Origin of the sequence: Rhizorhabdus wittichii (assembly GCF_017607425.1) — a bacterium.
Classification (GTDB): Bacteria; Pseudomonadota; Alphaproteobacteria; order Sphingomonadales; family Sphingomonadaceae; genus Rhizorhabdus; species Rhizorhabdus wittichii.
On sequence record NZ_CP059319.1, the window covers coordinates 1050665 to 1077214 of the forward strand.

Annotated in this window: 23 protein-coding genes and 2 tRNA genes; 14 read left to right on the forward strand and 11 right to left on the reverse strand. The window is 68.9% G+C overall.

Features of this window, described 5'->3' with window-relative positions; genetic code table 11:
* Nucleotides 1-116: 116 nt before the first annotated feature.
* Genes HRJ34_RS05100 through HRJ34_RS05110 form a run of 3 tightly spaced genes read left to right on the forward strand, consistent with a single transcriptional unit; the run spans nt 117 to nt 5615 of the window.
* The gene (locus HRJ34_RS05100; RefSeq protein WP_208633495.1) at nt 117-1838 is read left to right on the forward strand and encodes a tetratricopeptide repeat-containing sulfotransferase family protein; all 1722 of its coding nucleotides are present in this window, start codon (nt 117-119) and stop codon (nt 1836-1838) included.
* 46 nt (nt 1839-1884) lie between these two features.
* The gene (locus HRJ34_RS05105) at nt 1885-4299 is read left to right on the forward strand and encodes a TonB-dependent receptor (protein ID WP_226949053.1); all 2415 of its coding nucleotides are present in this window, start codon (nt 1885-1887) and stop codon (nt 4297-4299) included.
* Nucleotides 4296-5615 carry an APC family permease gene (locus HRJ34_RS05110; RefSeq protein ID WP_208633497.1) on the forward strand — a complete coding sequence of 440 codons (1320 nt, stop codon included), beginning with the start codon at nt 4296-4298 and terminating at the stop codon, nt 5613-5615. Before HRJ34_RS05105 ends, HRJ34_RS05110 begins: the two co-directional genes overlap by 4 nt.
* 92 nt (nt 5616-5707) lie before the next feature.
* On the opposite strand, the gene HRJ34_RS05115 is transcribed toward HRJ34_RS05110, so the two are convergent.
* Together HRJ34_RS05115 and HRJ34_RS05120 are read right to left on the reverse strand one after the other, a co-directional pair.
* A complete protein-coding gene (locus HRJ34_RS05115; RefSeq protein WP_011951385.1) occupies nt 5708-7309 on the reverse strand; it encodes a phytoene desaturase family protein in 1602 nt (533 codons plus the stop codon).
* A complete protein-coding gene (locus HRJ34_RS05120) occupies nt 7306-8496 on the reverse strand; it encodes an aromatic ring-hydroxylating oxygenase subunit alpha (RefSeq protein WP_226949054.1) in 1191 nt (396 codons plus the stop codon). Before HRJ34_RS05120 ends, HRJ34_RS05115 begins: the two co-directional genes overlap by 4 nt.
* A 190-nt stretch (nt 8497-8686) precedes the next feature.
* Between HRJ34_RS05120 and HRJ34_RS05125 the strand changes: the two genes are divergently transcribed.
* From HRJ34_RS05125 to HRJ34_RS05135, 3 genes are all read left to right on the forward strand, one after another.
* Nucleotides 8687-10318, forward strand: coding sequence for an alpha-D-glucose phosphate-specific phosphoglucomutase (locus HRJ34_RS05125; protein ID WP_208633499.1), 1632 nt, complete (start codon nt 8687-8689; stop codon nt 10316-10318).
* Between the two features lie 198 nt (nt 10319-10516).
* Entirely contained in the window at nt 10517-12616 is a 2100-nt protein-coding gene (locus tag HRJ34_RS05130) for a TonB-dependent receptor domain-containing protein (protein WP_011951388.1), read from the forward strand.
* 53 nt (nt 12617-12669) lie between these two features.
* Nucleotides 12670-14217, forward strand: coding sequence for an alkaline phosphatase D family protein (locus HRJ34_RS05135; RefSeq protein ID WP_208633500.1), 1548 nt, complete (start codon nt 12670-12672; stop codon nt 14215-14217).
* Here HRJ34_RS05135 and HRJ34_RS05140 read toward each other — a convergent pair.
* Genes HRJ34_RS05140 through HRJ34_RS05155 form a run of 4 tightly spaced genes read right to left on the reverse strand, consistent with a single transcriptional unit; the run spans nt 14204 to nt 17616 of the window.
* A complete protein-coding gene (locus HRJ34_RS05140) occupies nt 14204-14374 on the reverse strand; it encodes a DUF1289 domain-containing protein (RefSeq protein WP_208633501.1) in 171 nt (56 codons plus the stop codon). The genes HRJ34_RS05135 and HRJ34_RS05140 overlap by 14 nt on opposite strands.
* Nucleotides 14375-14387: 13 nt before the next feature.
* Nucleotides 14388-16448 carry a protein-disulfide reductase DsbD family protein gene (locus HRJ34_RS05145; RefSeq protein ID WP_208633502.1) on the reverse strand — a complete coding sequence of 687 codons (2061 nt, stop codon included), beginning with the start codon at nt 16446-16448 and terminating at the stop codon, nt 14388-14390.
* Between the two features lie 41 nt (nt 16449-16489).
* Complete coding sequence (gene gspN / locus HRJ34_RS05150) at nt 16490-17194, reverse strand: type II secretion system protein N (protein ID WP_011951391.1); 705 nt, start codon at nt 17192-17194, stop codon at nt 16490-16492.
* Nucleotides 17195-17229: 35 nt separating this feature from the next.
* A complete protein-coding gene (locus HRJ34_RS05155) occupies nt 17230-17616 on the reverse strand; it encodes a DUF983 domain-containing protein (protein ID WP_011951392.1) in 387 nt (128 codons plus the stop codon).
* Nucleotides 17617-17721: 105 nt separating this feature from the next.
* Between HRJ34_RS05155 and HRJ34_RS05160 the strand changes: the two genes are divergently transcribed.
* Nucleotides 17722-17795, forward strand: a tRNA-Gly gene (locus tag HRJ34_RS05160).
* Nucleotides 17796-18070: 275 nt separating this feature from the next.
* On the opposite strand, the gene HRJ34_RS05165 is transcribed toward HRJ34_RS05160, so the two are convergent.
* Nucleotides 18071-18250, reverse strand: a complete 180-nt coding sequence (locus HRJ34_RS05165; protein ID WP_011951393.1) for a CsbD family protein — start codon at nt 18248-18250, stop codon at nt 18071-18073.
* Between the two features lie 195 nt (nt 18251-18445).
* A complete protein-coding gene (locus HRJ34_RS05170; RefSeq protein WP_016743722.1) occupies nt 18446-18697 on the reverse strand; it encodes a hypothetical protein in 252 nt (83 codons plus the stop codon).
* A 165-nt stretch (nt 18698-18862) separates the two neighbouring features.
* On the opposite strand from HRJ34_RS05170, the gene HRJ34_RS05175 reads away from it, so the two are divergent.
* The 7 genes from HRJ34_RS05175 to HRJ34_RS05205 all read left to right on the forward strand — a co-directional run bounded on the left by HRJ34_RS05175 (nt 18863) and on the right by HRJ34_RS05205 (nt 24273).
* Nucleotides 18863-20593 carry an ATP-binding protein gene (locus tag HRJ34_RS05175; protein ID WP_208633503.1) on the forward strand — a complete coding sequence of 577 codons (1731 nt, stop codon included), beginning with the start codon at nt 18863-18865 and terminating at the stop codon, nt 20591-20593.
* A 191-nt stretch (nt 20594-20784) separates the two neighbouring features.
* Nucleotides 20785-21423 carry a DNA-3-methyladenine glycosylase family protein gene (locus tag HRJ34_RS05180; protein ID WP_208633504.1) on the forward strand — a complete coding sequence of 213 codons (639 nt, stop codon included), beginning with the start codon at nt 20785-20787 and terminating at the stop codon, nt 21421-21423.
* Between the two features lie 6 nt (nt 21424-21429).
* Complete coding sequence (locus HRJ34_RS05185) at nt 21430-22047, forward strand: hypothetical protein (protein WP_208633505.1); 618 nt, start codon at nt 21430-21432, stop codon at nt 22045-22047.
* Nucleotides 22040-22684, forward strand: a complete 645-nt coding sequence (gene alkB / locus HRJ34_RS05190; protein WP_208633506.1) for a DNA oxidative demethylase AlkB — start codon at nt 22040-22042, stop codon at nt 22682-22684. The genes HRJ34_RS05185 and alkB overlap by 8 nt, the downstream gene beginning before the upstream one ends.
* A complete protein-coding gene (locus HRJ34_RS05195) occupies nt 22681-22887 on the forward strand; it encodes a hypothetical protein (RefSeq protein WP_208633507.1) in 207 nt (68 codons plus the stop codon). The genes alkB and HRJ34_RS05195 overlap by 4 nt, the downstream gene beginning before the upstream one ends.
* A 101-nt stretch (nt 22888-22988) precedes the next feature.
* A complete protein-coding gene (locus HRJ34_RS05200) occupies nt 22989-23750 on the forward strand; it encodes a 2OG-Fe(II) oxygenase (RefSeq protein ID WP_208633508.1) in 762 nt (253 codons plus the stop codon).
* A gap of 64 nt (nt 23751-23814) precedes the next feature.
* On the forward strand, nt 23815-24273 hold the full coding sequence (locus tag HRJ34_RS05205) for a methylated-DNA--[protein]-cysteine S-methyltransferase (RefSeq protein WP_226949055.1): 459 nt from the start codon (nt 23815-23817) through the stop codon (nt 24271-24273).
* A gap of 50 nt (nt 24274-24323) precedes the next feature.
* On the opposite strand, the gene HRJ34_RS05210 is transcribed toward HRJ34_RS05205, so the two are convergent.
* The 3 genes from HRJ34_RS05210 to HRJ34_RS05220 all read right to left on the reverse strand — a co-directional run bounded on the left by HRJ34_RS05210 (nt 24324) and on the right by HRJ34_RS05220 (nt 26528).
* A tRNA-Arg gene (locus HRJ34_RS05210) sits at nt 24324-24400 on the reverse strand.
* 86 nt (nt 24401-24486) lie between these two features.
* Nucleotides 24487-25251: an isocitrate lyase/PEP mutase family protein gene (locus tag HRJ34_RS05215; protein ID WP_208633510.1), complete on the reverse strand. Its 765-nt coding sequence runs from the start codon at nt 25249-25251 to the stop codon at nt 24487-24489.
* 104 nt (nt 25252-25355) lie between these two features.
* Nucleotides 25356-26528: an MFS transporter gene (locus tag HRJ34_RS05220; RefSeq protein ID WP_029994186.1), complete on the reverse strand. Its 1173-nt coding sequence runs from the start codon at nt 26526-26528 to the stop codon at nt 25356-25358.
* Between the last annotated feature and the right edge of the window lie 22 nt (nt 26529-26550).

Consider the following 26550-nt stretch of genomic DNA (forward strand, 5'->3'; position numbering starts at 1 on the left):
CTTTTCGACAACGTTACCGTGCCGTGACAAGCCGGCCGGCGCAACTGTTGACATCCCTGTTGACACATATCGGCGCAAGGTTTCTTCTTCGCGGACATCGCGCACCGAGGCGGGTAGTGGGCTCAGGCGGACACGCACCGACGGATATCCTCCACACGGCGTCGAGCCATGCCTATGATCTGCTGCCCGGACAGCTCGCCACGGAAGCCGAGACGGCGCGCGCGCTGGCCGCGGCGGCCAAGGACCCTCGCCTCGCTCGCGCCGGCCATGCCCTCGTCACCGGTCGGATATCGGAGGCCGAGGCACTGCTTCGTCAGGCGCTGCGCGACGATCCGTTCGACATCGCCGCGATCCGCATGCTCGCCGAGGTCGCCGGCCGGATCGGCCGCTATCGCGACGCCGAGGCGCTGCTCCGCCGCGCGCTCGAACTGGCGCCGGAGTTCGAGGGCGCGCGCCACAACCTCGCGCTGGTGCTGGTCCGCCAGACCCGCCACGCCGACGCGCTGGTCGAGATCGAACAGCTGCTCGACCGCAACCCCGCCGATCGCGCCGCGCGCAACCTCAAGGCCGCCGCGCTCGGCCAGATCGGCGAGCATGAGGCGTCGATCGCGCTCTACGAGGAACTGATCGCCGAACAGGACGGCCATCCCTGGTTGTGGATGAGCTACGGCCACGGCCTCAAGACGATCGGCCGGACGGCCGAGGCGATCGTCGCTTACCGTCGCGCGGTGGAACTGAGGCCCGAGACCGGCGAAGCCTGGTGGAGCCTCGCCAACCTCAAGACCTTCCGCTTCGCCGACGCCGATGTCTCGGCGATGGAACGGGCGCGGGCCGGCGATGGGCTGTCGATCGACGACCGCGCCCAGATCGGCTTCGCGCTCGGCAAGGCGCGCGAGGATCGCGGCGAGGACGACGAGGCGTTCGACCGCTATGCCGAGGCCAATGCGATGCGTCGCCGCATGGTCCCCTATCATGCCGGCGACAATGTCGAGCATGTCGACCGCTCGGCCGCCTTCTTCGACGCGGCCTTCTTCGCGGAGCGCGCGGGATGGGGCTGTCCCGACCCCGCCCCGATCTTCGTGCTCGGCATGCCGCGTTCGGGATCGACGCTGGTCGAACAGATATTGTCGAGCCATCCCGAGGTCGAAGGCACGGGCGAGCTGCACGACATCGGCCAGATCGCCCGGCGGCTGAGCGGGCATAGCCGCCGCGACCAGCGCTCGCCCTATCCCGAAGCCCTGGCCGACCTGTCGGCCGCCGATGTCCGCGCGCTGGGCGAGGACTATCTCGCGCGCACCCGCGTCCACCGCCACAGCGATCGGCCGCGCTTCATCGACAAGATGCCCAACAACTGGGCGCATGTCGGGCTGATCCGGCTGATCCTGCCCAACGCCACGATCATCGACACGCGGCGGCATCCGATCGGCTGCTGCTGGTCGGTGTTCAAGCAGAATTTCGCGCGCGGCCAGGCCTATAGCTACGACCTCGCCGATCTCGGCGGCTATTATGCCGACTATGTCCGCGCGATGGCGGCGTTCGACGCCGCGCAGCCCGGCGCCGTCCACCGCGTCTTCTACGAGGCGATGGTCGACGATCCCGAAGCGGGCATCCGCGCCCTGCTCGCCGCCGCCGGCCTCGCCTTCGATCCCGCCTGCCTGGCCTTCCACGCGACCGAGCGCGCGGTGCGGACGCCGAGCTCCGAACAGGTGCGCCGCCCGATCTTCCGCGATGCCGTCGACCATTGGCAGCGCTTCGAGCACCGGCTCTCGCCGCTGGTCGAAGCGCTCGGCAGCGCGCTTTCCGATTATCCGAGCATGAAGAGCACAGAGGACGCCTGAACGACGAACACGCATAAGCAAAAGGGGAAGTGACATGCGAACTCGAATGACGAAGCTGAGCGGCGCGGTCGCGCTGATCATGGCGGGAACGGCGATGACGCCGGCGCTGGCCCAGGGAGCCACGGACTCGGACGCCAATTATCGTGACGAGATCATCGTCACCGCGCAGAAGCGCGAAGAGAATATGCAGAAGGTGCCGATCCCCATGCAGGCGCTGGGCACCGCCAAGCTCGAACAATATAATGTCAGCAATTTCAACGACTACACGAAGCTTCTTCCCAGCCTTTCCTTCCAGTCCGGCCAGCCCGGCAACGCCAAGGTCTATTTCCGCGGCGTGACCAGCGGCGGCGACGGCAACCATTCGGGCTCGCTGCCCTCGGTCGGCATCTATCTCGACGAGCAGCCGATCACGACGATCGACGGCGCGCTCGACATCCACATCTACGACATCGCCCGCATCGAGGCGCTGTCGGGGCCGCAGGGCACGCTGTACGGCGCCTCGTCGCAGGCCGGCACGATCCGCATCATCACCAACAAGCCCGACCCGAGCGGCTTCGCCGCCGGCTTCGACGCCGACATCAACAAGGTCAGCCATGGCGCGGTGGGCGGCAAGCTCGAGGGCTTCGTCAACCAGCCGCTGTCCGACGCCGCAGCGCTGCGCGTCGTCGGCTGGTACCAGCGCGACGCCGGCTTCATAGACAATGTCCCGGGCACACGGACCTTCGGCACCGGCGTCACGATCAACAACGCCGCCGACGTCAAGAAGAACTACAACCGGTCGACCGTGGTCGGCGGCCGCGCCGCGCTCGGCATCGAAATCGACGACAACTGGACCGTCACGCCGACGATCTTCTACCAGGACCAGGTCAACAACGGCTTCTTCGGCTATGATCCGAGCGTCGGCGACCTGAAGGTCCAGCATTTCGGCCGCGAGCGCTTCCATGACCGCTACTGGCAGGCCGCGCTGACCGTCCAGGGCAAGATCGCCGACTTCGACATCACCTATGCCGGCGCCTATCTCGACCGCCATATCGACGCGGTCAGCGACTATACCGACTATGCCGTCACCTACGACAATCTCTACGCGGGCGGCTTCTCGGGCTATTTCACCGACAATGCGGGCAATTACATCGATCCCAGCCAGCACATCGCCGGACGCGACCATTTCACCAAGAACAGCCAGGAGCTCCGCATCTCCTCGCCGTCCGACAAGCGCTTCCGCGTGCTCGCCGGCCTGTTCTACCAGCGCCAGACCCACGACATCCTGCAGGACTACCAGATCTTCGGGCTCGCCGACGCGACCTCGGTGAACGGGCGGCCCGGCACGATCTGGCTGACCAAGCAGTTCCGCGTCGACAAGGACTATGCCGCCTTCGGCGAGGCGTCGTTCGACATCGTCCCCGACAAGCTGACCCTCACCGGCGGCCTGCGCGCGTTCAAGTACAACAATTCGCTGGTCGGCTTCTTCGGCTTCGGCGACGGCTATTCGAGCCGGACCGGCGTCGCGGCCTGCTTCACGGACGCGAACGGGAATTATGTCGGCACGCTGCTGCCGGGGGCGCCGTGCAACAATCTCGGCGTGGTGTCCGGCAATAACGTGCTTCCCAAGCGGGTGAAGGGCAACGGCACCACCCACCGCCTCAACCTGACCTGGAAGCCGACCGACGACCTGATGGTCTACGCCACCTGGTCGCGCGGCTTCCGTCCGGGCGGCATCAACCGCCGCGGCACCATCCCGCCCTACAGCCCCGACTATCTGACCAACTATGAACTGGGCTGGAAGACGACCTGGCTCGACGGCAAGCTGCGGATCAACGGCGCGCTGTTCTGGGAGGAATGGAAGAAGTTCCAATTCTCCTTCCTCGGCGCGAACAGCTTCACCGAGATCCACAACGGCCCCAATGCGCGCAGCAAGGGCATCGAGCTGGACTTCACCTTCCGCCCGATCGAGGGACTGACGCTGATCGGCAGCGGTGCCTATACCGACGCCAAGACGCGGCAGAACCTGTGCGGGATCGACGACCCGACCTATAGCTGCGCGGGCGCCGGCAACTTCATCTCCGCGCCGAAGGGCACGCGCCTGCCGATCACGTCGAAATGGCGCTACGGCGGCACCGCGCGCTATGACTTCGACATGGGCGGCAAGTATCAGCCCTATGTCCAGGGCACGATGACCTATGCCAGCTCGGCCTCGTCGGACATCCGGACGCTGATCTTCGATCCGAACGGCAACCCGGTCAATCCGGCGGCACTGACCGGCAAGCTGCGCTCCTACGCGATCTTCGACTTCTCGGCCGGCGCCAAATTCGGCCGCTGGACCTGGGAGGCCTATGTCGAGAACGCGTTCGACAAGCGGGCGCAGAAGACCCGCCTCGTCACCTGCGGCCAGTGCTTCGACCGGCCCTACGTCTTCCCCAACACGCCGCAGACGATCGGCATGCGGATCGGCTGGAAATATTGAGCGACGGTCCGAAAGTGGGCGGCGGCACGACCGCCGCCGCCCGACCGCTCGGGCTGGTCATGGCGACGGCGCTGGTCGTCGGCAACATGATCGGCTCGGGCGTCTACATGCTGCCGGCCAGCCTCGCGCCCTATGGCTGGAACGTCATCCCCGCCTGGGGGATCACGATCGCCGGCAGCCTCGCGATCGCCGCCGTCTTCGCCGGGTTGTGCCGCGCGCATCCGAAGACCGGCGGCCCCTATGTCTATGTGCGGGAGGCGTTCGGCCGCGACCTCGCCTTCTACGTCGCCTGGGCCTATTGGATATCCTTGTTCGTCGGCAACGGCGCGATCGCGGTGGCCGCGATCAGCTATCTCTCGGCCTTCATGCCCGTCTTCGCGACCGACGCCCGGCTGTCGACCGCCGCGACCATCACGCTGGTCTGGACGATGACCGCGATCAACATCAGCGGCACCCGCAACGCCGGCTGGGTCCAGCTCATCGCCACGGTGCTGAAGGTCATCCCGCTCGCCGCCGTGGTGATGATCGCGGCGATGGCCGCGCCGCACGGCGACCTCGCCTTCCCCGATCCGCACAAGCCCGAGATCGGCCTGGCCGCGATCACCACGGCGGGCACCCTCACCCTCTGGGCCTTTCTCGGCCTCGAATCGGCGACGGTGCCGGCCGGCAAGGTCCATCAGCCGGAAAAGACCATCCCGCGCGCCACGCTCGGCGGCACGGCGCTGACCGGGCTGATCTACCTTCTCGCCTGCAGCGCCGTCGTGCTGCTGCTCGCGCCCGAGGTCGCCGCCCATTCGGCCGCGCCCTTCGCCGAGGTGATCGGCCGCTACTGGGGGCCCGACGCCGCCCATGTCGTCGCCGCCTTCGCGATGATCAGCGCGATCGGCGCGCTCAACGGCTGGGTGCTGCTCCAGGGCGAGATGCCCGCCGCGATGGCGGCCGGCGGCGTCTTCCCGGCCATGCTGGACAAGCTCAGCGCCAGGGGCGTCCCGGTGCGCGCCCACCTGCTGTCGAGCAGCCTGGTCACCATCCTGCTGCTGCTCAACGCGAGCCGCACCACCGTCAGCCTGTTCACCTTCGTCGCGGTGCTGGCGACGACCGCCTCGCTGGTGATGTACGTCGCGGTCGCCGCGGCGGCGATCAAGCTCCGCGCCGTCCGCCCCTGGATCGCGGTCGCGGCGGCGATCTATGCGCTCTGGGCGCTGTACGGGGCCGGACCCGTGGCCAATCTGTGGGGCGCGGTGCTGATCCTCGCCGGCGTGCCGGTGTGGTGGATCATGCGGGGGCGGCAGCCGGCGGCGGCCCCCTCAACCTGACGTCGCCCCGGCGGAGGCCGGGGTCTCAGGAGAGGGGGGCGCACCTTGGCCTCCCGAGATCCCGGCCTCCGCCGGGATGACGGATTGTGACCTCAGCCGAAGAAGCGCCCCAGCCCGCGATCGGCGAGGATCGCCTGGGCGGCGTTGTGGCCGGGGGCGCCGGTCACGCCGCCGCCGGGATGGCTGCCCGCGCCGCACATGTAGAGTCCCTTGACCGGCGCGCGATAGTCGCCATGGCCGAGAATCGGCCGCGCCGACCAGAGCTGATCGAGCGACATGTGCCCATGCATGATGTCGCCGCCGACCAGCCCGAAGGTCCGTTCGAGGTCGAGCGGCGACAATATCTGCCGCCCCAGCACCGATCGGGCGAAGCCGGGCGCATGGGCGTCGACGGTGGCGATGATGTGGTCGGCCGCCGCCTCGCGCTCGTCGTCCCAGCTCCGGCCGTCGGGAAGCTCGGGCGCGAATTGCTGGCAGAACAAGCTGGCGACATGCTGGCCCTTCGGCGCGAGGCTGTCGTCGACGGTCGACGGGATCAGCATCTCGACGATCGGCTGCTTCGACCAGCCATGCGCGCGCGCATCGGTGAAGGCGCGGTCCATATAGTCGAGCGTCGGCGCGATGATGATGCCGCTGCGGTGATGCTCGCCCTCCCCCGGCAGCGCCGAGAAGCTGGGCAGTTCGGACAGGGCGACGTTCATCCGGAAGGTGCCCGACCCGGCCTTGAACCCCTTCATCCGCCGCTTGAAATCGGCGTCGAGATCGGCCTGGTCGACCAGCTTGCGATAGAGCAGCCCCGGCCCGACGTTCGACGCCACCGCGCGGGCCATGTGCTCGACCCCGTCCCCGGTGCGGACGCCGACCGCGCGACCGTTGTCGACCAGCACCTTCTCGACCGCCGTATCGGTCTCGATGACGACGCCATAGTCCTCGCAGGCGGCCTTCATCGCCTGGGTGATCGCGCCCATCCCGCCGATCGCATGGCCCCAGGCGCCCTTCTTGCCGTTCACCTCGCCGAAGACGTGGTGGAGCAGGACATAGGCCGAGCCGGGCGTGTCGGGGCTGGCATAGTTGCCGACCACCGCGTCGAAGCCGAAGGCGGCCTTGATCGCGTCATGCTCGAACCAGCCGTCGAGGAAGGTCCGCGCGCTCTTCACGAACAGGTCGAGCATGTCGCGCTGCGCCGGCAGGCCCGCCATCGCGATCCTGCGCCCCTGCGACGCGGCCTTGAACAGTTCGGCGATGCCGCCGCCCGCATTGGGCGGTATCCGGAGCGCCAGGTCGCGCAGCACGTCGGCGACGCCGTCGAGCGCGTCGTAATAAGCGGGCAGCGTCTCGGCATCGCGGGCGGAGAAGCGTCGGAACTCGGCCTGGGTGCGCTCCAATCCGCCGCCGAGCTTGAGATAGCCGCCGTCCTGGAGCGGCAGGAAGTTGGAGATCGGCCGCTCGACGATCCTGAGGCCGCGCTCGTGCAGCTTCATGTCGGCGATCACGCGCGGCTGGAGCAGGCTGACCGTGTAGCTCGCCACCGAATTGCGGAAGCCGGGGTGGAATTCCTCGGTCACCGCCGCGCCGCCGACGACCTTGCGCCGTTCGAGCACGCGGACCTTGAGCCCGCGCACCGCCAGGTAGAAGGCGCAGACGAGGCCGTTATGCCCGCCGCCGATGATGACGACGTCCTGCCGTGTCGTCATGCGAGGCGCCCCGCGACGCTCTTCGTGCTCCAGCCCGCGGGCGGGCGGGTCGGCAGGCGCGTCTCCGGGATCAGCGTGCGCATCTTGCGGGCGAAGCTCCTGAGGCAGACCTCGCCGGTGCCGAGCGGGCCTTGCGTATAGCTCTGCGTCGCCATGCCGTCCTGCACCCGCGCGACCAGCTTCGTGTCCTCGGCATTGACCATGCGGTTGATCCGCCAGTTGAGGTAGCGCGCCGCCTTCATCTCGCGCCGCTCGTCGGGCAGGACATAGGCGATCTCGCGGATCATCGTCTCGGTCGGCGAGACGGGGATGAACTGCATGAAGTCGATCTGGTCGGGATAGATGTCGAACGCCGTGTTCGGCCACAGCTTGAAATAGATCCACAACCGCTGCCGGTCGGCGGGCAGATGCGCCACCTGCGGCAGATATTTGCGATAGAGCGCCTCGGACGAACTGCCCGGCACGCCTTCGAGCAACGGCCCCCACATCTTGTCGGCCCAGGCTTTCGCCTCGATGCCGTAGCCGGGACCGAACAGCCGCTTGAGCCCCGGATGCGCGACCGGGATATGCAGGCCGTCCGAATAATTGTCGGCGATGTTCTTCCAGTTGACGGTGCGCGGGCGCATCACGACGCGGCCGAGCGCCTTCATCTCCTCGAAGCGATAGGGCGCGACCTCCTCCTCATAGGGAGCCATCATCTCGGCGACCGAAGGCCCCTCGCCTTCGATGTTGACGAAGATGAAGCCGCGCCAAATCTCGACCGGGAAACTGTGGAGGCCGTAATCGGCCATGTCGAAGGCGGGATAGTCGCGCTTGCCGGGCACCCCCGACAGCCGGCCGTCCAGCTCGTAGGTCCAGGCGTGATAGGGACAGATCAGCTTCCTGGCGCAGCCCTCGGCACCGTCGACCAGCCGCGACGCGCGGTGACGGCAGGTGTTGGACAGCGCCCGTACCTCGCCATCCTCGCCGCGCACGACGATGATCGCCTCATGGCCGATCTCCAGCGACTGCCAGTCGCCCCTGGCCGGAATGTCGTTGAGATGGCAGACGAGCTGCCACGACCGGCGGAAGATCCGCTCCTGCTCCAGCGCGAATATCTCCGGATCATGGTAGATCCAGCCCGGCAGGCCGAAATTCGCATCGGGATCGATCGCCGACCCCACTTCCTTCACGACACGCAAGGTCATCGTCCGGCATTCCTTCACGCGGCCGCCGCCGCGAACATCGCTGTCAGCAGACTGCCCCGATCGGGCCCGAAGCGCAAATGAAAGCCGCTGCACGACCAGTCGCGCCATATCGCTCATCTGGTCGCCGGGCTCTGGCGGAACAGGCGGCGACGGGGCATGGAAAGGCGGCCATCGCAGGGAGCCCCACCGCATGACGATCCGTGAGGTCGCCACAACGCCCTTCCCCGACCAGAAGCCCGGCACATCGGGGCTTCGCAAGAAGGTCCCCGTCTTCCAGCAGCCCGGCTATGCCGAGAACTTCATCCAGTCGATCTTCGACTCGCTCGAAGGCTTCGCCGGCCGGGCGCTGGTGATCGGCGGCGACGGCCGCTACCACAACCGCGCAGTGATCCAGACGGCGATCCGCATGGCGGCCGCCAACGGCTTCGGCACGATCCTGGTCGGGCGCGGCGGCATATTGTCGACCCCGGCCGCCAGCCATCTCATCCGCCTCCATGGCGCGTTCGGCGGGATCATCCTGTCGGCCAGCCACAATCCCGGCGGCCCGACCGAGGATTTCGGGATCAAGTACAATATCGCCAATGGCGGCCCCGCGCCCGAGCGGATCACCGACGCGATCTTCGCCCGCAGCAGGACGATCGATCGCTATCGGACGCTCGACACGCCCGACGTCGATCTCGATCGCGACGGCGAGACGCGGGTCGGCGGCGCGGTCGTCCGGATCATCGATCCGGTCGCCGACTATGCCGCGCTGATGGAGGCGTTGTTCGACTTCGCCGCGATCCGCGACCTGATAGGGTCGGGCTTCCGCATCGCCTTCGACGCGATGAGCGCGGTGACCGGCCCCTATGCGATCGAGATCCTCGAACATCGGCTCGGCGCGGCAAAGGGGACGGTGCGCAACGGCGTCCCCCTGCCCGACTTCGGCGGCCATCATCCCGATCCCAACCTGGTCCACGCCCGAGCGCTGTACGAGGAGATGATGGGCCCCGACGCCCCCGATTTCGGCGCCGCCTCCGATGGCGACGGCGATCGCAACCTGATCATCGGCAAAGGCATCTTCGTCACCCCGTCGGATTCGCTCGCGATGCTGGCGGCCAACGCCCATCTCGCCCCCGGCTATGCCCGCGGCCTCGCCGGCATCGCCCGGTCGATGCCGACCAGCGGCGCCGCCGACCGGGTCGCCGAAGCGCTGGGCACCCCCCTGTTCGAGACGCCGACCGGCTGGAAATTCTTCGGCAACCTGCTCGATGCCGGCCAGGCGACGATCTGCGGCGAGGAGAGCGCCGGCACCGGATCGGACCATGTCCGCGAGAAGGACGGGCTGTGGGCGGTGCTGCTCTGGCTCAACATCCTCGCGGCGCGCCGCGAGGGCGTGCAGGCGATCGCCGCCGGGCATTGGGCGCGCTTCGGGCGCAACTATTATGCCCGCCATGATTATGAGGGCGTCGACACCGCCGCCGCCGACGCGGTGATCGCGGACCTGCGCGGCCGTCTCGCCAACCTGCCCGGCACGACGATCGGCGCGCTCGGGATCGAGGCGGCCGACGACTTCGCCTATCATGATCCGGTCGACGGCTCGCAGAGTCACGGCCAGGGCATCCGCATCCTGTTCGAGGGCGGATCGCGCATCGTCTTCCGCCTGTCGGGGACCGGCACCTCGGGCGCGACGATCCGGGTCTATATCGAACGCTACGAACCCGCCGGCGGCAACCTCGGCCGCGCGACCGGCGATGCCATCGCCGATCTGGTCGTCGCCGCCGAGGCGATCGCCGGCATCGCCCGCCACACCGGCCGGACCGCGCCGGACGTGATCACCTGACAAAATCCTCCCCGAGTTCACTCGGGGAGGGGGACCACCCGAAGGGTGGTGGAGGGGTAGGGTCGCAGACCCCTCCACCGCCTGCGGCGGTCCCCCTCCCCCCGCTGCGCGCGGGAAGGAATGAGTCCGCAACAACCCTCTTGATATAATATCACATCACCGCTAATCCCTGCCGCACAAGGTAAGGGATAGTATATCATGTCATTCAAGGGTCGGTTGTCCTTCTCCATTTCCATGTTCGCGCTGATGGCCTCGCCGGCCTTCGCCGACGAACGGGACAACGACTATCACCGCCCCGAATCCGCCGACATCATCGTCACCGCGCCGCTCCAGCGCGACCGGATGGACGTGCTGGCGGGCACCTCGGTGCTGACCGGCGCGCAGCTCACCACGGCGCTGCGCCCGACGATCGGCGAGACGATCGAGCATACGCCGGGCGTCTCGGCCACCTCCTTCGGCCCCAACGCCTCGCGCCCGATCCTGCGCGGCCTGCAGGGCGAGCGGGTCCGGGTGCTGACCGACGGGATCGGCTCGGTCGACGTGTCGAACACCAGCGTCGACCATGCCGTCGCGATCAACCCGCTGCTCGCCGAGCGGATCGAGGTGCTGCGCGGGCCGGAGGCGCTGCTCTACGGATCGGCCGCGATCGGCGGCGTCGTCAACGTGATCGACAAGCGCATCCCGCGCGCCATCCCCGACGAGCCCGTCCATGTCGACGCGATCCTGACCTATGGCAGCGCCGCCAACGAGCGGTCGGGCGGCGCCGCGCTCGACGCGCCGATCGGCGGCGGCTTCGTCGCGCATCTCGACGGCAGCTACCAGAAGACCGGCAATCTGCGGATCGGGGGCTATGCGCTGAGCCCCGCCGCCCGCGCGCAGGCGCTCGCCTCGGCGCAGCTTCCTGCCGACCCGGACGAGGAGATCGATTTCGCCGCCAACGCCGCGGTCAAGGGCAAGCTGCCCAACAGCCAGTCGGAGACCTGGGTCGCCGGCGGCGGCCTGTCCTATATCGACGGGGACAGCCATTACGGCATCGCCTACAGCCATTATGACAGCCGCTACGGCGTGCCGATCCGCTTCGCCACCGAGCCGGGCCAGGAGCAGGAGGCGCCGCGCATCGACCTCGTCCAGAACCGCTTCGACGCGCGCGCGGAGATCGCCGCCGGCGGATCGGTGATCCAGACCATCCGCGCCCGGCTGGCCTACGCCAAATATCGCCATTTCGAGCTGGAGGAGGACGGCTCGGTCGGCACCGCCTTCTACAACAATGGCTTCGAAGGCCGGGTCGAGCTGGTCCAGGCCGATCATGGCGCGTGGCATGGCGCGACCGGCGCGCAGTTCTTCATCCGCGACTTCAACGTCGTCGGCGACGAAGCCTTCCTGCCGCGCAACCAGACCCAGCAGATCGGCCTCTTCACCCTCCAGCAGCTCGACTATGGCGTGGTGAAGCTCGAAGGCGGGCTGCGCTACGAGAAGAGCTGGCTGTCGGCCAACCCGTTCGAGGACCAGCCGCAATTCCCCAAGGGCAGCCGCAACTTCGACACGCTGTCGGGATCGATCGGCGCCTCCTACCGGGTGACCGACGACTGGCGGCTGGGCGTCAACCTGTCGCGCACCGAACGCGCGCCGGCCGCCGAGGAGCTGTTCGCCAACGGCCCGCACGCGGGCACCGAGGCGTTCGAGATCGGCAGCCCGGATTTCAAGACCGAACGGAGCTGGGGCCTCGAAGGCGTGCTGCACGGCAAGGGGCCGGGCTTCACCATCCACGCGTCGATCTATCACAACTGGTTCGACAACTTCATCTACGACAGCCCGGACGGCACGCTGGAAGACGGCCTGCCCGTGTTCCGCTACGCCCAGGCCAAGGCCCGCTTCTACGGCGCGGAGCTCGAGGCGACCGCCGATCTCGCCCAGCTCGGCGGCTTCGCGATCAAGGCCGACGCGCTAGGCGATTTCGTCCATGCGAAGATCACCGGCTTTGGTCCCGCCCCGCGTATCCCCCCGCTGCGCCTGCTGGGCGGCCTGAGCGCCGAAAGCGCCAGGGTCGACGGCCGGGTCGAGGTCGAATGGACCGACAAGGCGCAGCGACTCGCCAGCTTCGAGACGCCGACCGCCGGCTACACGCTGGTCAACGCCTCGCTGACCCTGCGCCCGTTCGCCGACCGTCCGGAGACCAGCATCGTGCTCGCCGCGCACAATATCTTCGATGTGAACGCGCGGCGCCATGCGAGCTACCTCAAGGACTTCGCCCCGCTCGCCGGCCGCGACTTCCGCGTCACCGCGCGAGTGGGCTTCTAGGAAGCCTCCCCCCGCGTCATAAGCCTGCAACGCTCGGGTTGCAGGGGACGTCCATGTTTTCACGCCGCCAGATTCTCGCCGGGGCCGGCGTCGGCCTGGTCGCCGCCCCCGCGATCCTCCGCGCCCAGCAACTCCTCACCGCCTTCCCGTTCCGGCTCGGCATCGCCTCGGGCGATCCGAGCCATGACGGCTTCGTCATCTGGACGCGGCTCTGCCCCGATCCGGTCGACGAGCATGGCGGCATGCCGATGGGCCCGGTCGACGTCGACTGGTTCGTCTATGAGGACGAGGGGATGAAGCGGGTCGCGCAGAAGGGCAGCGCGACCGCCTGGCCCGAACTCGGCCATTCGGTCCATGTCGAGCTTGCCGGCCTGCAGCCCGACCGCCCCTATTGGTATCGCTTCGTCCTCGGCCGCGACAAGACCCAGCTCGGCCGGACCCGCACCCTGCCCGCGCCCGGCGCGGCGCTCGACCGGCTGCGCTTCGCCGCGGCCGGATGCCAGCATTATGAGGACGGGCTGTTCACCGCCTATGCCCATCTGGCGCGCGAGGACGTCGCCTTCATCTGGCACTATGGCGACTATATCTACGAGGATCGCGCCCGGCAGGTGAACTATGAGCGCGACGGCCGCGCGCGCGTCCATGTCCGCGATCATGTCGGCACCGAATGCTATACGATCGGCGACTATCGGCGCCGCTACGCCCAGTACAAGATGGACCCCGACCTGCAGGCCGCGCATCGCGTCGCGCCCTGGTTCACCACCTTCGACGACCATGAGGTGGTCGACAACTGGACCTCGACCGTCAGTCCCTATCAGCCCGATCCCGCGCTGTTCGCGATCCGCCGCGCGGCGGCGATGCAGGCCTATTATGAGCATATGCCGCTGCGCCGGGCGTCGATGCCCAGCGGCGGCGCGATGCAGCTCTACCGCCGCAGCCGGATCGGCGACCTGCTGACGACGCATTTCCTCGACACGCGCCAATATCGCAGCCCGCTGCCGTGCAAGGGCGGGTTCGAGCCTACCTGCCCCGCCGTCGCCGATCCGAAGCGGACGGTGCTGGGCGGCGCGCAGGAGCAATGGCTGGAGCGCGGCCTGAGCGACGGCGGCAGCCGCTGGAACCTCGTCGCCCAGCAGGTGATGATGATGCCGCTCGACCGCCAGAGCGAGCCCGGCGGCGGCGAGATCCGCAACCTCGACAGCTGGGCGGGCTATGACGCCGCGCGCGAACGGATGGCGGCGCGCTTCGCCGGACGCGGCGACGTGATCGTGATGACCGGCGACGAGCACCAGAATTTCGCGGGCGAACTGCGCCGCCAGGGCGGCAAGGGCGAGGTCGCCGCGCCGGAATTCGTCGTCACCTCGATCAGCTCGGGCGGCGACGGATGGGTCAGGCCCGAGGTGCAGGCGCAGCTGCGCGCCCACAACCCGGCACTTCAATATGTCAGCGACCAGCGGGGCTATGCGGTCTGCGAGGTGACGCGCGACCTGTGGCAGACCCGCTTCCGCGGCGTCGACCAGGTGACGACCCCCGGCGGTGCGATCGCGACGCTCGCCACCGCCAGCGTCGAGCGCGGCAAGCCGGCGATCAACCTCTCCTGACCGTCCGGTCCTTCAGTCGTTCGATCACCGCGCGTTTCCACGCATCGTCGGTGGTGGGCCAGGCGACGATCTCCTCGATCGTACGGCGGCATCCCCGGCAATAGCCGCTGGCCGGCTCGATCTCGCAGACCTTGTTGCAGGGGGATGAGACCGCCATCGCGCGGCGCGGGTCAGGCCGCGAGCGCGGTGAGCGTCGCCGGGGTCAGCAGCTGGGGCAGCGTCTCCTGCCGCCCGTCCTTGTCGTAGAACAGGTAGAGCGGCACGCCCGAACGCCCCTGCGCCTCGAGGAAGCGGCCGATCGCGGGATCGCCGTTGGTCCAGTCGCCGACCATCACCACGACGCCGGCCCGGTCGAACGCCTCGCGCACCGCGGGCCGCTCGATCGCCGCCTTCTCATTGACCTTGCAGGTCAGGCACCAGTCGGCGGTGAAATAGAGGAAGACCGGCTTCTTCTGTGCCTGGAGCGCGGCGAGGCGCGCCTCGCTGAACGGTTCCGCGCCGGCCTCGCCCGTGGGCGCCGCGGCGGCCGGGCTGCCGCCCGACGGCGTGACGAGCAGCAGCGCCAGCACGGCGGCGAGCACCGGCGCCACCGGAATCCAGCTGTGCCGCTTGCCCTGCGCCTGCCGCGCGCCGACCCACCAGAGCGCGAGGCCGAGCAGCAGCGCGGCGCCGACCCCCTGCACCAGGCGATCGACCCCGGCCTGCTGACCCAGCACCCAGGCGAGGCCGAGCGCGGTCAGGAACATCGGGACCGAGAGGATGCGGCGCAGCCGGTCCATCCAGGCGCCCGGCTTCGGCAACAGGCGGCGCAGCGCCGGCACGAAGCCGACCAGCAGGAAGGGCAGCGCCAGGCCCAGGCCGAGCCCGGCGAACACCGCCAGCGAGGCGGCCGGAGGCAGCAGCAACGCGGCGCCGACCGCGCCCGCCATGAACGGGCCGCTGCACGGCGTCGCCACCAGCGCCGCGAGCACGCCGGTCCAGAAGGCAGGGAGCGCGCCGCGCCCCTTGGTCATCGCCTCGCCGATACCGACCACGCGCAGCTCGAACAGGCCGGCGAGGTTGAGGCTGATCGCGGTGACGAGCAGCAGCAGGACGAACACCATCCGTGGGTCCTGCAACTGGAAACCCCAGCCCGCCGCCGCGCCGCCCGCGCGCAGGCCGAGCAGCAGCAGCCCGAGAGCGACGCAGCTCAGCACGATCCCGGCGGTATAGGCGAGCGCCTCGACCCGGGCGTGGCGATCGGTCTCACCGCTGCGCGCGAGGCTCAGCGCCTTGAGGCTGAGGATCGGGAAGACGCAGGGCATGGCGTTGAGCAGCAGCCCGCCGAGCAGGGCGCCGCCGAGCGCGAGCAGGAAGGTGCGCCAGCCGCCCCCCTCCCCGGCCTCGTCGCCCGCGCCGGCGATCGGCACGCCCGCTGCGGGCACCGGGCCGGGCCGGGCCGTCACCATCAGGCCCCGGTCGGGCCCGATCGCGATCAGCCCCTCGATCGCCTGCACCGGCTGCGGGTTCCGCGCCGCCTTGATCTCGACGATCAGGCGGTCGCCGCGGCGGCTGATCGCCTGCGGCGCGGCATAGTCGGCGACCCCGTCGGTGGCGGGGTAGAAATAGGGCGCCGTGACGGGCCGTCCCTTGGGGAAGGGAATGGCGAGGCGCAGCTTGCCCGGCTTCGCCTCGAAGCTCGCCATCTGTCCCAGCGGCATCGGCAGCTTCGCCCGCCATGCGTCGAAGCGCGCGCGCGACGCCGCCGTCACCGCGCCGTCGCCGACCGTCAGGTCGATCGCGACCGGCCCCTGCTCGGGCACGCAGATCGTCGGCGAGCAGGCGAGCCAGCGGGCCTTGCCGGCGATGCGCAGCGGCGTGCCGGGGGCGAGCCCCTTGGGCACGGTCAGCGTCATCAGCAGCGCATAGGGCCGCTCATAGACATAGTTCATCAGCCCCTGGACGATCAGCCGCTGCGGCACCGGATAGCGCAACGAGCCGACCGTCGCCCCGCGCGGCAGCGTCCAGACGATGTCGGCGGGCGCGCCCGCGTCGCCGGGGTTCAGCCAATAGCCGTGCCAGTCGCGCTCGGGCGTCATGCCAAGCGCCAGGGTGATGCGGCTGCCGGCCGCCGGGCGCAGCGTCTCCGCCTCCAGCACCGCCTTGATATGCGCGGCCGGGGCGGCACCGGCCCCCGCCACGGCCAGCAGCAGGGCGACGAACAGGGGAATCAGGCGGCCGATCGATGTCATGCCGGGCTTATGGCCCGATCCGCGGCGCGCGGGAAGCGCCGTCAGATCGAGCGTTCCTCCTCATAGGCATAGCCGTCGTCGGCGCGCTGGAAGCCGTGCGACTGCAATATCTGCTCGACCCGCGGCGCGGTCGGCTTGATGAACAGGCGGACCTTGAACTTGGTCGGCGACAGGATCGTCACCTGTTCCTGCTCGCGCCCGCTCGGGCTCGCCATGTCGAAGGTGAGCTTGCCGTCGCGGCACAGCGCCGGGCCGCTCATCTCGCCGGGCAGGCCGACCATCGGCAGCGCGCCGGACAGATAGGCGCGGACCTGGCCGCTGCCGTCTTCGCAGTCGCCGCCGGGGAAACGCGCCTTGAGCGCATCGACGATCAAGGTGACGTTGCCGATCGGCTGCGGTCCCGCGACCACCGGCATGCCGACGCTGAAATCGTCGATCCCCGCGCCACCGAGGCCGTAGCTGAACACGCCCTTCAGCCGCGAGACCTCGTCGGTGCCCTCGACGTCGAGGCGGATACGACCCTTGGCGGCATCCGCGAGCGACATCCGGCTCGTAACGTCGCCGAGCTGTATCTTGGCGAGCCGGGCGTCGTAGAGCTGCCCTTCCCACAGATTGCCCTCGACCTGCGCGGCCTCGAAGCCGACGCGGTCGAGCTGCATCAGGCCGATCGCGGTCTTGAGCGGAATGAACGGTATCGCGACGACGGCCGCCGCGACGACCAGCAGAAACAGCAGGATCGTCCTCATGATGCTCCCCTTTTGCCCTACGCCCTTATGCCCCGTCAGCGCCCTCTTGCGAAGCCGTGCATCCGCCTGGCCCATTGGAAGCCGATCACCACGCCCTTGGCCGGCTGGATCATCAGCAGCGCCAGGATTACCGCCAGCCCCGGCCACAGCGTCATGTCGAGCCACATCGGCAGATCGTAGCGCATGTTGACCGCGACCAGGATCGGCACGAGCACATGGCCCAGGATCAGCACGACCAGATAGGCGGGCATGTCGTCGGCGCTGTGCACCGTCCAGTCCTGCCCGCAGGACGGACAATGCGGGACGGGCTTGAGGAAGCGGCCGAACAGCTTGGCGTCGCCGCAGGCCGGACATTCGCCGCGCAGGCCGCGCAGCAGCGCCGAACGCAGGTCGCGCTCGCCGAACGATGAGGGCTGGTTCATGGCGCCCCCATAGAGCCTGATCATTCGAGGCGGAAGCGCTTTGCGTTTCCGACGACTAATGTCGTTGACCGATCCGCCCCGGCTGTGGCAAGCGGCGCGAACCGGGCGGGTGTAGCTCAATGGTAGAGCAGAAGCTTCCCAAGCTTACGACGAGGGTTCGATTCCCTTCACCCGCTCCAATCTTTTCAGGTACTTAGTTCGCGCAATTCGGTCCGATACGACCTCGTTCCGACTTTCCGATGTCGGAATTCCGACTTTTGCTAGTAGCTCAGCCAAAATCCACAAGCGGAGTTGGCTTCGATCAGGTCGACCAATTAGGCCATCCGCGCGCGCATGAAATCGTCGGGCTCGGCGGCAATAGCTGCGCGACAGGATGTGCCGCTGATCAGCCTTCCGGGTTTCGATATGCCAGAAAGGAGGTTGGCCCTCTGCGGAAGGGCCAACTCTCCATCGGTCAAAGCTTCTTGGCCACGCCCTCGGCCGCGCCTTTAAGCTTTTGGGCAGCTCCCTTGGCTTCCTGAGCGATGCCCTTGGCGACCAGGCCCGGCTTGTTCGCCTCTTTGCCGATCGATTGCTTTGCCTTGCCGATCGCCTCGTTGACGGCACCCTTCGCCTTATCGGTATATTCACCCATCGTCGTCCTCCATCACATGCCATTGACCCGGCACGGACAATCGAACGCCCAAGGCAGGGGCGAAGCTCCATTAATTAATTGCCACCGGCGCCCTTCATCCGAGAAAGATTCTCAGGATTACCATTTAATATACTGAAATTATAATAAATCTTCTGATTTCCTGCGAAGACGATCCTCGTTCATCCGCTCCGATCGTCAAGGATCGCTGATCGGCCAGTGCGAATGAGACGCCCGGTCTCCGAGCTTGATCAATTCCTCATTGGTTTGCTGATCACGAACGATGCGCAGGCCGTCGCGGGTATCGATGGTTTCCTGCCATTGCGGTTCGGGTCGCTCGGCTTCCCGCGCCCTGTAGGCTTCATCGCGCACCCGCTTCATGCGGCGCCACAACAGGGGCATCGCGATGAAGGGAAGCAGCACCGGCCCAAAGACGAGAATGGCTTCCATCCATCGATTCACAGGCCCCTCCCCAAAATTCCGGCTATATCTTCGGCACGATATAGTCAGGCTGACAAGCCTCTCGGTCCGATCCGGTGCGAAAACCGGGATGCGTCCGATCAAATCCGCGCCCATGTCTTCCGCGAAGCCGGTCGAGGGCGTTATGAGCCTGTCATGGCGTTGAACATCATCGGGCGGGCGTTCGGCTGGCTGGGGCGGCGGTTGCTGCTTTATGCCCTGCTGGTCTGCGCGATCGGCTTCGCGACCTTCGCGCTGCCGTGGATCAAGCGCGAGATCGAGGGCGACCGGCAGGCGCAGCAGCGCTACGAAGCGCTCGACCTCTCGCGCCGCCAGCTCGATCGCGAGATCGCCACCGCGCGGGATGCGATCGGGACATCGGTGGCCGAAACGCGGCAACAGGGCGTGGCGGCGATCGACGCCCGCATCGCCTTGGCCGAACGCGAGAAGATGGCGCTCGAACAGGCCGGGCGCAATGCGCCGTCGACCTTCGTCCTTGCCTTGCAGGGCCGCGACGCCCTGCTCGCGGCGAAGCGGCGCGAGCTGCGCGCGCTGATGCTCGATCGCGAGATCGGCGCGCTGCGGGCGGCGCGCTCGCTCGCGCTGGCCGACCGGGCGAGCATCGCCGCCGCCACCGACCTGCAAGCACAGCGCGCCGCGGCGCAGGCGGCGATCCACGGCTGCGACGGCGCGCGCGAAGACCTCGCCGCGTTCGAGCAGCGCTGGCGGTGGCGGGTGCGGTCCTGGCTCGACAATGACGAGCATCGCGCGCTCGCCGCGCGGACGGCGACCGCCTGCGCCGAAGCGCGGCGACAGGTCGGCCGCCACAACCTGCTCGCCGCCACGAGCCGCGAAGCCGCCCTCGCCCGCACCCGCGCCGAGGCCCTGCTCGCGGGGTCCGAGACGGAGGCCGGCGCCCGGCTCGATGCCTGGCAAGAGCGGTTCGCGGCCGATGTCGATCGGGCGCGGACCGAATGGGCGGGGAACTGGTCCGAACGCGCGCGTCTCTGGGCCGATCGCCTGGGGCTGCGGCCGATCCTGATCGCGGCGGCCTGGGCGCTGCTGGCGATCCTGCTGACGCCCTATGCGATCCGGCTGGCCTTCTTTTTCCTGCTCGCGCCGATGGCGATGCGCCGCGCCGCGATCCGGCTCAGCGTTCCGGGCGGCGGCGGGACGGCCATCCCCCTGCCCGGCCCGTCGACCACCTCGGTCGCGATCCGTCTCGACCGGGGCGAGGAACTGCTGGTGCGGCAGGACTATCTCCAATCAACCTCGCATGGCGGCGCCAAGGCGACCCGCTGGCTGCTCGACTATCGCCACCCGCTGTCCAGCCTGGTCAGCGGCCTCGCCTTCCTGACCCGGATCCGGGGCGACGGGGAGACGACGACGATATCGGCGGTGCGCGATCCCTTCGCCGAGACGGTGATCCTGTCGCTGCCCGAAGGCGCCGCCTGCGTCCTTCAGCCCCGCGCGCTGGCGGCGGTGGCGCAGCCGATCGGCCGTCCCTTGCGGATCAGCAGCCATTGGCGGCTCTTCTCGCTCAACGCCTGGCTGACCCTGCAGCTTCGCTATCTCGTCTTCCACGGCCCGACGCGGCTGGCGCTCAAGGGCGGGCGCGGCGTCCGGGTCGAGCGCGCCGAGCAGGGCCGCGTCTTCGGGCAGGACCAGCTCGTCGGCTTCTCGGCCGACCTCGCCTATTCGGTGGCGCGGACCGAAACCTTCTGGCCCTATTTCCTCGGCCGGGAGCAGCTCTTCAAGGACCGCGTCGAAGCCGGCGACGGCCTGCTGATCGTCGAGGAAGCGCCGATGGCCGGCCGGGGACGCGGCGAGGCGCGCCACGGCCTCGAAGGCACCGCCGACGCGATGCTCAAGCTGGTCGGGTTGTAGCGAGCGATCGACGGCTCCAGCGTCGGATGGCTTCACTTCCGGGATAAGAAGCGGCGTCCGACGGCGGGCAAAGCGAATTCCAGAGCAAGGGACGGAGTGCGCCCGACCACGGAGCGGATCACCTTCTCCCGACATCATCGATCAGAAATGCAGGACCATGACCGGAACCTCCTTTCCCTCGCCTACCCGTCGTGGATGATCCCCGATATGCGGAGTCGGTGGACTTCCTGAAGAGCGTCGGCCCGGATTGGGCGCGGCTGATCGAACGGGTCGGTCCGTGCCGGCACGATCCGAAGGCGGCTCGCGAACCCTATGAGGCGCTGGTCCGGTCGATCGCCTATCAGCAGCTCACCGCCAGGGCCGGAGACGCCATCATCGGCCGGCTGAAGACCAGGCTGGGCGGTCATGGCTTTCCTTCGCCGAAGCAGCTCGCGGATGCCGATCCCGACGCCTTGCGCGCGTGCGGCTTCTCCGCCGCGAAAGCCGCCACCATCCAGGCGATCGCCGGCGCCGCGCTGTCCGGCTTCGTTCCCGGCCGCGACGCCGCGGCCGCGATGGAGGACGAGGCGCTGATCGATCGCCTCACCGCCATCAGGGGGATCGGCCGCTGGACGGTCGAGATGCTGCTGATCTATTCGCTCGAACGGCTCGACGTCCTGCCCGCCGACGATTTCGGCGCGCGCGAGGGCTATCGCCTGCTGAAGGCCTTGCCCGCACCGCCGACGCCCAGGGCATTGCGCGGGATCGCCAGCGCCTGGGCGCCGCATCGCACCGTCGCCACATGGTATCTGTGGCGCATCCCGCGCGATCGCGCGCCTGCCGGGACGTAGGGCGTCATGCCGCTCCAGAACCGGGTCACCCCCTTCGGCGACATCGTCGCCATCGACCAGCGCGGCCTGTTCACCGGCAATCGCGGCATCCTCCACGATCCCGCGACCAGGACGCTGGGAAAGCGTCGCTGGACGAGCAAGGCATGGCTGATCTGCACCTGTGACTACCGGGACCGTCGCCGTGCCGTGATGGGCGGCCGGAGCTGGACGGAACTGTTCTTCCTCGACGAAGCGGTCGCGCTCGCCGCCGGCCATCGCCCCTGTTTCCTGTGCCGCCGCCCCGCTGCGTTGCGCTTCCGCGAAGCATGGGCGGCGGGACAGGGGCTTCCCCAGCCCTCCGCCGGAGCCATGGACGCCGTCCTGCACGCGGAACGGATCGGCCGTCGCGCGCATCCGGCGCCGGGCCGGCCGATCGACCTTCCCGACGGCACGATGGTCGCGAACGCGGGCGCGGCCTTCCTGCTCCATGAGGGCCTGGCCCGGTGCTGGACCGACAGGGGCTATGGCCCGCCCGAGCCATTGCCGCGGGCGGAGCGCCTGCTGACGCCACCGTCGACGGTGGCGGCATTGCGCGCCGGCTATCGCGTTGTCGTTCATCCTTCCGTCGAGACGGGCCATGCGTGATCTGTTCGATGGGGAGGCGGAACCTCCCGTGGTGACCATGGCGGCCGGCGCGATCCTGCTGCGCGGGTTCGCGCGGCCCTATGAGGCGGAGCTGCTTGCCGCGCTTCGGGACGTCCTCGCGATTTCGCCCTTCCGGCACATGACCACGCCCGGCGGTCATGTCATGTCGGTCGCCATGACCAATTGCGGCGCGGCCGGCTGGCTCACCGACCGCTCCGGCTATCGCTATGACGGGATCGACCCGAAGACGGCTTCGCCCTGGCCCGCCATGCCCGATTGCTTCGCGGCGCTTGCCCGCGCCGCGGCGGAAGCCGCCGGCCATGGCGGGTTCCAGCCGGACGCCTGCCTCATCAACCGCTATATCCCCGGCGCGCGCCTCTCGCTCCATCAGGATCGCAACGAGCGGGATGTCGCGCACCCGATCATATCGGTCTCGCTCGGGCTGCCGGCGACCTTCCTGTTCGGCGGAGCGAAACGGGACGACAGGCCCCGGAGATTTGCGCTGGAGCACTGCGATATCGCGGCATGGGGCGGACCGTCGCGCCTGCATTTCCACGGCGTCGCGGAACTGAAGGACGGCGAGCACGAGATGCTCGGACGACAGCGCATCAACCTGACCTTCCGGAAAGCACTGTGACGGATCCGCGGCGCATCGGGCGCTGCGGCACCCGCGCCATGGCGAACGATCCCCATAGGGCCGCCGTGCTCGAACGGATCGGACGGATGGTCGACGACGGACTGGCGGAATGGTCGCTTCTCGCGGGCGGCGAGATCCGCCTGCGCCTTCTGTCGGGCGAGGTCTTCCTGCTCGGCACGGACGACATTTTCCGGCTGGCCTGAGCGGCCGGGCGGGCTTTCCGATTCAAGAACAAGGACCGGAGTTTGGACCGCGAGGACGCGGCCTATTTCGGGGCATGACGCGATGACGAGGAGTAACTTCGATGAACGACGCGGCTTCCCGGCTCCCGGCCTCCGCGACGCTACCGGCGGAGGTTCGGGCGGCGGAGGACCGGGCGGCAGCCTATGACTGGCCGGCGATCACCGGCGAGCTGGACGGTTTCGGCTGCGCGATCCTGCCGAGCCTGCTCGCCGCCGACGAATGTCGGGCGATCGCGGCGCTCTACCCGGACGAAAGCCGTTTCCGCAGCCGGGTCGTCATGGGCCGGCACGGCTTCGGCAAGGGCGAATATCGCTATTTCAACTATCCCCTGCCCGATCCGGTCGGCGCGCTCCGGACGGCGATCTATCCTCGTCTGGCGGGTCTCGCCAACCGGTGGAACGAGCGGATGGGGATCGGGGAGCGCTATCCCGTCGACCACGCCTCCTATCTCGCCCGCTGCCGCGAGGCCGGGCAGACCCGGCCGACGCCGCTGCTGCTGCAATATGGGCCGGGCGACTATAATTGCCTGCACCAGGACCTCTACGGCGAGCTCGTCTTCCCCATCCAGGTCGCCATCCTGCTGTCGGAACCGGGGGAGGACTTCACCGGCGGCGAGTTCGTCCTCACCGAACAGCGTCCCCGCATGCAGAGCCGGGCCGAGGTCGTGCCCCTAAGGCAGGGCGATGCGGTCGCCTTCGCGGTCCATCATCGGCCGGTGCAGGGCACGCGCGGCGTCTATCGCGTGAACATGCGCCATGGGGTGAGCCGCCTGCGCTCGGGCCGGCGCCATTGCCTCGGAATCATTTTCCACGACGCCCCCTGACCGGAGTATCGCCATGCAAGAGATCATCCGCTTCGCCTGGGGGACGAGCTCCCTCGGAGATGTCATGGTCGCCGTCTCCGATCGCGGGATCGTCGCGATCGAGTTCGGCGACCAACGGCCGGCGGTGGAGCAGGCCCTTCGCGCCCGCTTTCCCGAGGCCGTCGTCCATGAGCGACCGGACGAGCTCGCCCCGATCGTCGCGAAGGCCGTCCGCGCGATCGAGGAGCCCGGCTATGATCCGGGCCTGCCGCTCGACCTGCGGGGAACGCCCTATGAGGTCATGGTGTGGACGATGCTGAGGGACATTCCGAGCGGCGAGACGACGAGCTACGGCGCGCTGGCCGCCAGGCTCGGCACCAGGGATGCGCGCGACGTCACCGCCGCCATCGCCAACAATGCGGTGGCCGTGCTGGTGCCGTGCCACCGCGTCATCAGGAAGGACGGCTCGATCTCCGGTTATCGATGGGGCTTCCGGCGCAAGCGCTCGCTTCTCGCCCGCGAACGGAAAGCGATCGATCGATAGAGGGCAAGGGTTTGCGTTCTCGTCGCCGGGCGTGTCGTGCCAGGCGGCGCTGGTGCCCCGGGAGAGACTCGAACTCCCGACCTGCGGTTTAGGAAACCGTTGCTCTGTCCTGCTGAGCTACCGGGGCACGTCGGCGGACGGCGCATCTCTTATCGTGCCCCGCGCCGATGTCCAGATAGGCGGCGGGCGATCGCGCGAAAAGCCCGCCGGCGATCAATGGCCCAATAGCTGCCCGGCCAGCGCGGCGAGCGACTGCATCGCCGCGACATAGGGCGCCGGACCGAAGCTGATCCGCGCGACGCCGAGCCTCGCGAGCGCGGCGAGGTCGGCGGTCGGGTCGAGCACCATCACGTTGACCGGCAAGGGGCTCGCTCCGCAGATGCGCGCGATCAGCGCCGGATCGCCGAGGCCGGGGACGAAGAAGCTCCCCGCCCCCGCCGCCGCATAGGCCTCCGCCCGGACCAGCGCCTCGTCGACCCGGCCGGCATGGGTGGCCGGATCGGTGCCGAGGAACAGGTCGGTGCGGGCGTTGATGAAGATGGGACGATCGAGCCCCGCCGCCGCCGCGACGATCGCGCGCAACCGCGCCGCCTGGTCCTCGACGCCATGGAGCCCTTCGCCCCGAACCTTGCGGTCCTCGAAATTGCAGCCGACCAGGCCGAGCCCGAGCAACGTCCGCGCATGGCCCTGCACCTCGTCGGGCGCATCGGCATAGCCACCCTCGAAATCGACGCTGACCGGCAGGTCGGTCGCCCGCAGGATGGCGGAGGCGGTGGCGAGCAGCGCGTCGAACGGCAGCTCCTCGCCATCGGGATAGCCGGCGGCGGCGGCGACCGCCCAACTGCTCGTCGCCAGCGCCGGCGCGCCGGCTTCGGCCACGGCACGCGCGCTGCCGGCGTCCCAGACGTTGACGAGGCGGAGCGGATCGCCCGCGACGTGCAGCTTCGAAAATAGGGCGAATCTGTCGGCGATGCTCATGTGCGGCTCCCGGCCTCGATGGTGCGATGGACAACCAATATGGGTTCGTCCCCGCCCGATGCCACTATCATCGCTTCATGACGCCTGGCCGTTCGCCGCCTCGATCAGCGCCGGGCCTCCGCCAGCGCCGGAACGCCCTCGCCCGACCGGCCCAGCAGGATCGCCAGCAGCCCCAGCGCCGATGCCGCCGCGCCGGCCAGCGCCACCGCCGGATAGCCGAGCCCGCCCGCGATCACCGCGCCGCCCAGCGCGGCGCCGATCGCGTTGCCCAGGTTGAAGGCGCCGATATTGACCGCGGAGGCAAGGTTCGGCGCCTCTGCGGCGGCGGACATCACCCGGATCTGCAACGGCGGCACCAGCGCGAAATTGACCGCTCCCCACAGGAAGACGAGGATCGCGGTCGGCACGGCATAGGGCATCAGCAGCGCCAGCGCGGCGAGCACGGCGACCAGCGAGGCCAGGGTGACGATCAGGGTCCGGTCGACCGAACGGTCGGCGAAACGCCCGCCGATCCAGTTGCCCACGGTCATCCCGACCCCATAGGTGAGCAGCATCGCCGTGACGAAGCCCAGCGACGCATGGGTCTCCTCCCGCAGGATCGGGGCGATATAGGTGAAGACGGTGAACATCGCGCTCGACGCGATCACCGTCAGGCCGAGCGCCGCGAGCACCGGGCCGCGCCGCAGCACCCGCAGCTCGGCCAGCGCGTCGCCGCCGCTCGGCGCGGGCATCGCCGGCAAGGTCAGCCGCAACGCCGCCATCGTCAGCAGGCCGAGCCCCGCGATTCCCCAGAAGGAGGCGCGCCAGCCCAGCTGGTCGCCCGCCCAGGTGGCCAGCGGCACGCCGACGACGGTGGCGATCGTCAGGCCCATGAACATCGCGGCGACCGCTCCCGCGCGCCGCTCGGCCGGCACCAGGCTGGCCGCGACGACCGATCCGACGCCGAAGAAGGCGCCATGGTTGAGCGAGGTGATCAGCCGGGCGACGAGCAACATGCCATAGCCGTTCGACACCGCCGCCAGCAGGTTGCCGACGGTGAAGATCGCCGCGAGCAGGATCAGCAGGGTCCGGCGCGGCACGCGGCCGGTGGTGAGCGTCATCAGCGGCGCGCCGAGCAGCACCCCCAGCGCATAGGCGCTGATCAGCAGGCCGGCCGCGGGAATCGAAACGTCCAGGTCGCGGGCGATGACGGGCAACAGCCCCATCGGCGCGAACTCGGTCACGCCGATCCCGAAGGCGCCCGCCGCCAGGGCGAGCAAGGGCGGATTGAACTTCATCGGGCAAGCTCCTTGATGAGGC

Bases quoted from the DNA above. Each gene is read 5' to 3' on its own strand.
- HRJ34_RS05105 (WP_226949053.1), top strand. From the start codon at position 1,885: ATGACGAAGCTGAGCGGCGCGGTCGCGCTGATCATGGCGGGAACGGCG.
- HRJ34_RS05115 (WP_011951385.1), bottom strand. From the start codon at position 7,309: ATGACGACACGGCAGGACGTCGTCATCATCGGCGGCGGGCATAACGGC.
- HRJ34_RS05120 (WP_226949054.1), bottom strand. From the start codon at position 8,496: ATGACCTTGCGTGTCGTGAAGGAAGTGGGGTCGGCGATCGATCCCGAT.
- HRJ34_RS05125 (WP_208633499.1), top strand. From the start codon at position 8,687: ATGACGATCCGTGAGGTCGCCACAACGCCCTTCCCCGACCAGAAGCCC.
- HRJ34_RS05130 (WP_011951388.1), top strand. From the start codon at position 10,517: ATGTCATTCAAGGGTCGGTTGTCCTTCTCCATTTCCATGTTCGCGCTG.
- HRJ34_RS05135 (WP_208633500.1), top strand. From the start codon at position 12,670: ATGTTTTCACGCCGCCAGATTCTCGCCGGGGCCGGCGTCGGCCTGGTC.
- HRJ34_RS05140 (WP_208633501.1), bottom strand. From the start codon at position 14,374: ATGGCGGTCTCATCCCCCTGCAACAAGGTCTGCGAGATCGAGCCGGCC.
- HRJ34_RS05145 (WP_208633502.1), bottom strand. From the start codon at position 16,448: ATGACATCGATCGGCCGCCTGATTCCCCTGTTCGTCGCCCTGCTGCTG.
- gspN (WP_011951391.1), bottom strand. From the start codon at position 17,194: ATGAGGACGATCCTGCTGTTTCTGCTGGTCGTCGCGGCGGCCGTCGTC.
- HRJ34_RS05155 (WP_011951392.1), bottom strand. From the start codon at position 17,616: ATGAACCAGCCCTCATCGTTCGGCGAGCGCGACCTGCGTTCGGCGCTG.
- HRJ34_RS05165 (WP_011951393.1), bottom strand. From the start codon at position 18,250: ATGGGTGAATATACCGATAAGGCGAAGGGTGCCGTCAACGAGGCGATC.
- HRJ34_RS05170 (WP_016743722.1), bottom strand. From the start codon at position 18,697: ATGGAAGCCATTCTCGTCTTTGGGCCGGTGCTGCTTCCCTTCATCGCG.
- HRJ34_RS05175 (WP_208633503.1), top strand. From the start codon at position 18,863: ATGGCGTTGAACATCATCGGGCGGGCGTTCGGCTGGCTGGGGCGGCGG.
- HRJ34_RS05185 (WP_208633505.1), top strand. From the start codon at position 21,430: ATGCCGCTCCAGAACCGGGTCACCCCCTTCGGCGACATCGTCGCCATC.
- alkB (WP_208633506.1), top strand. From the start codon at position 22,040: ATGCGTGATCTGTTCGATGGGGAGGCGGAACCTCCCGTGGTGACCATG.
- HRJ34_RS05200 (WP_208633508.1), top strand. From the start codon at position 22,989: ATGAACGACGCGGCTTCCCGGCTCCCGGCCTCCGCGACGCTACCGGCG.
- HRJ34_RS05205 (WP_226949055.1), top strand. From the start codon at position 23,815: ATGGTCGCCGTCTCCGATCGCGGGATCGTCGCGATCGAGTTCGGCGAC.
- HRJ34_RS05215 (WP_208633510.1), bottom strand. From the start codon at position 25,251: ATGAGCATCGCCGACAGATTCGCCCTATTTTCGAAGCTGCACGTCGCG.
- HRJ34_RS05220 (WP_029994186.1), bottom strand. From the start codon at position 26,528: ATGAAGTTCAATCCGCCCTTGCTCGCCCTGGCGGCGGGCGCCTTCGGG.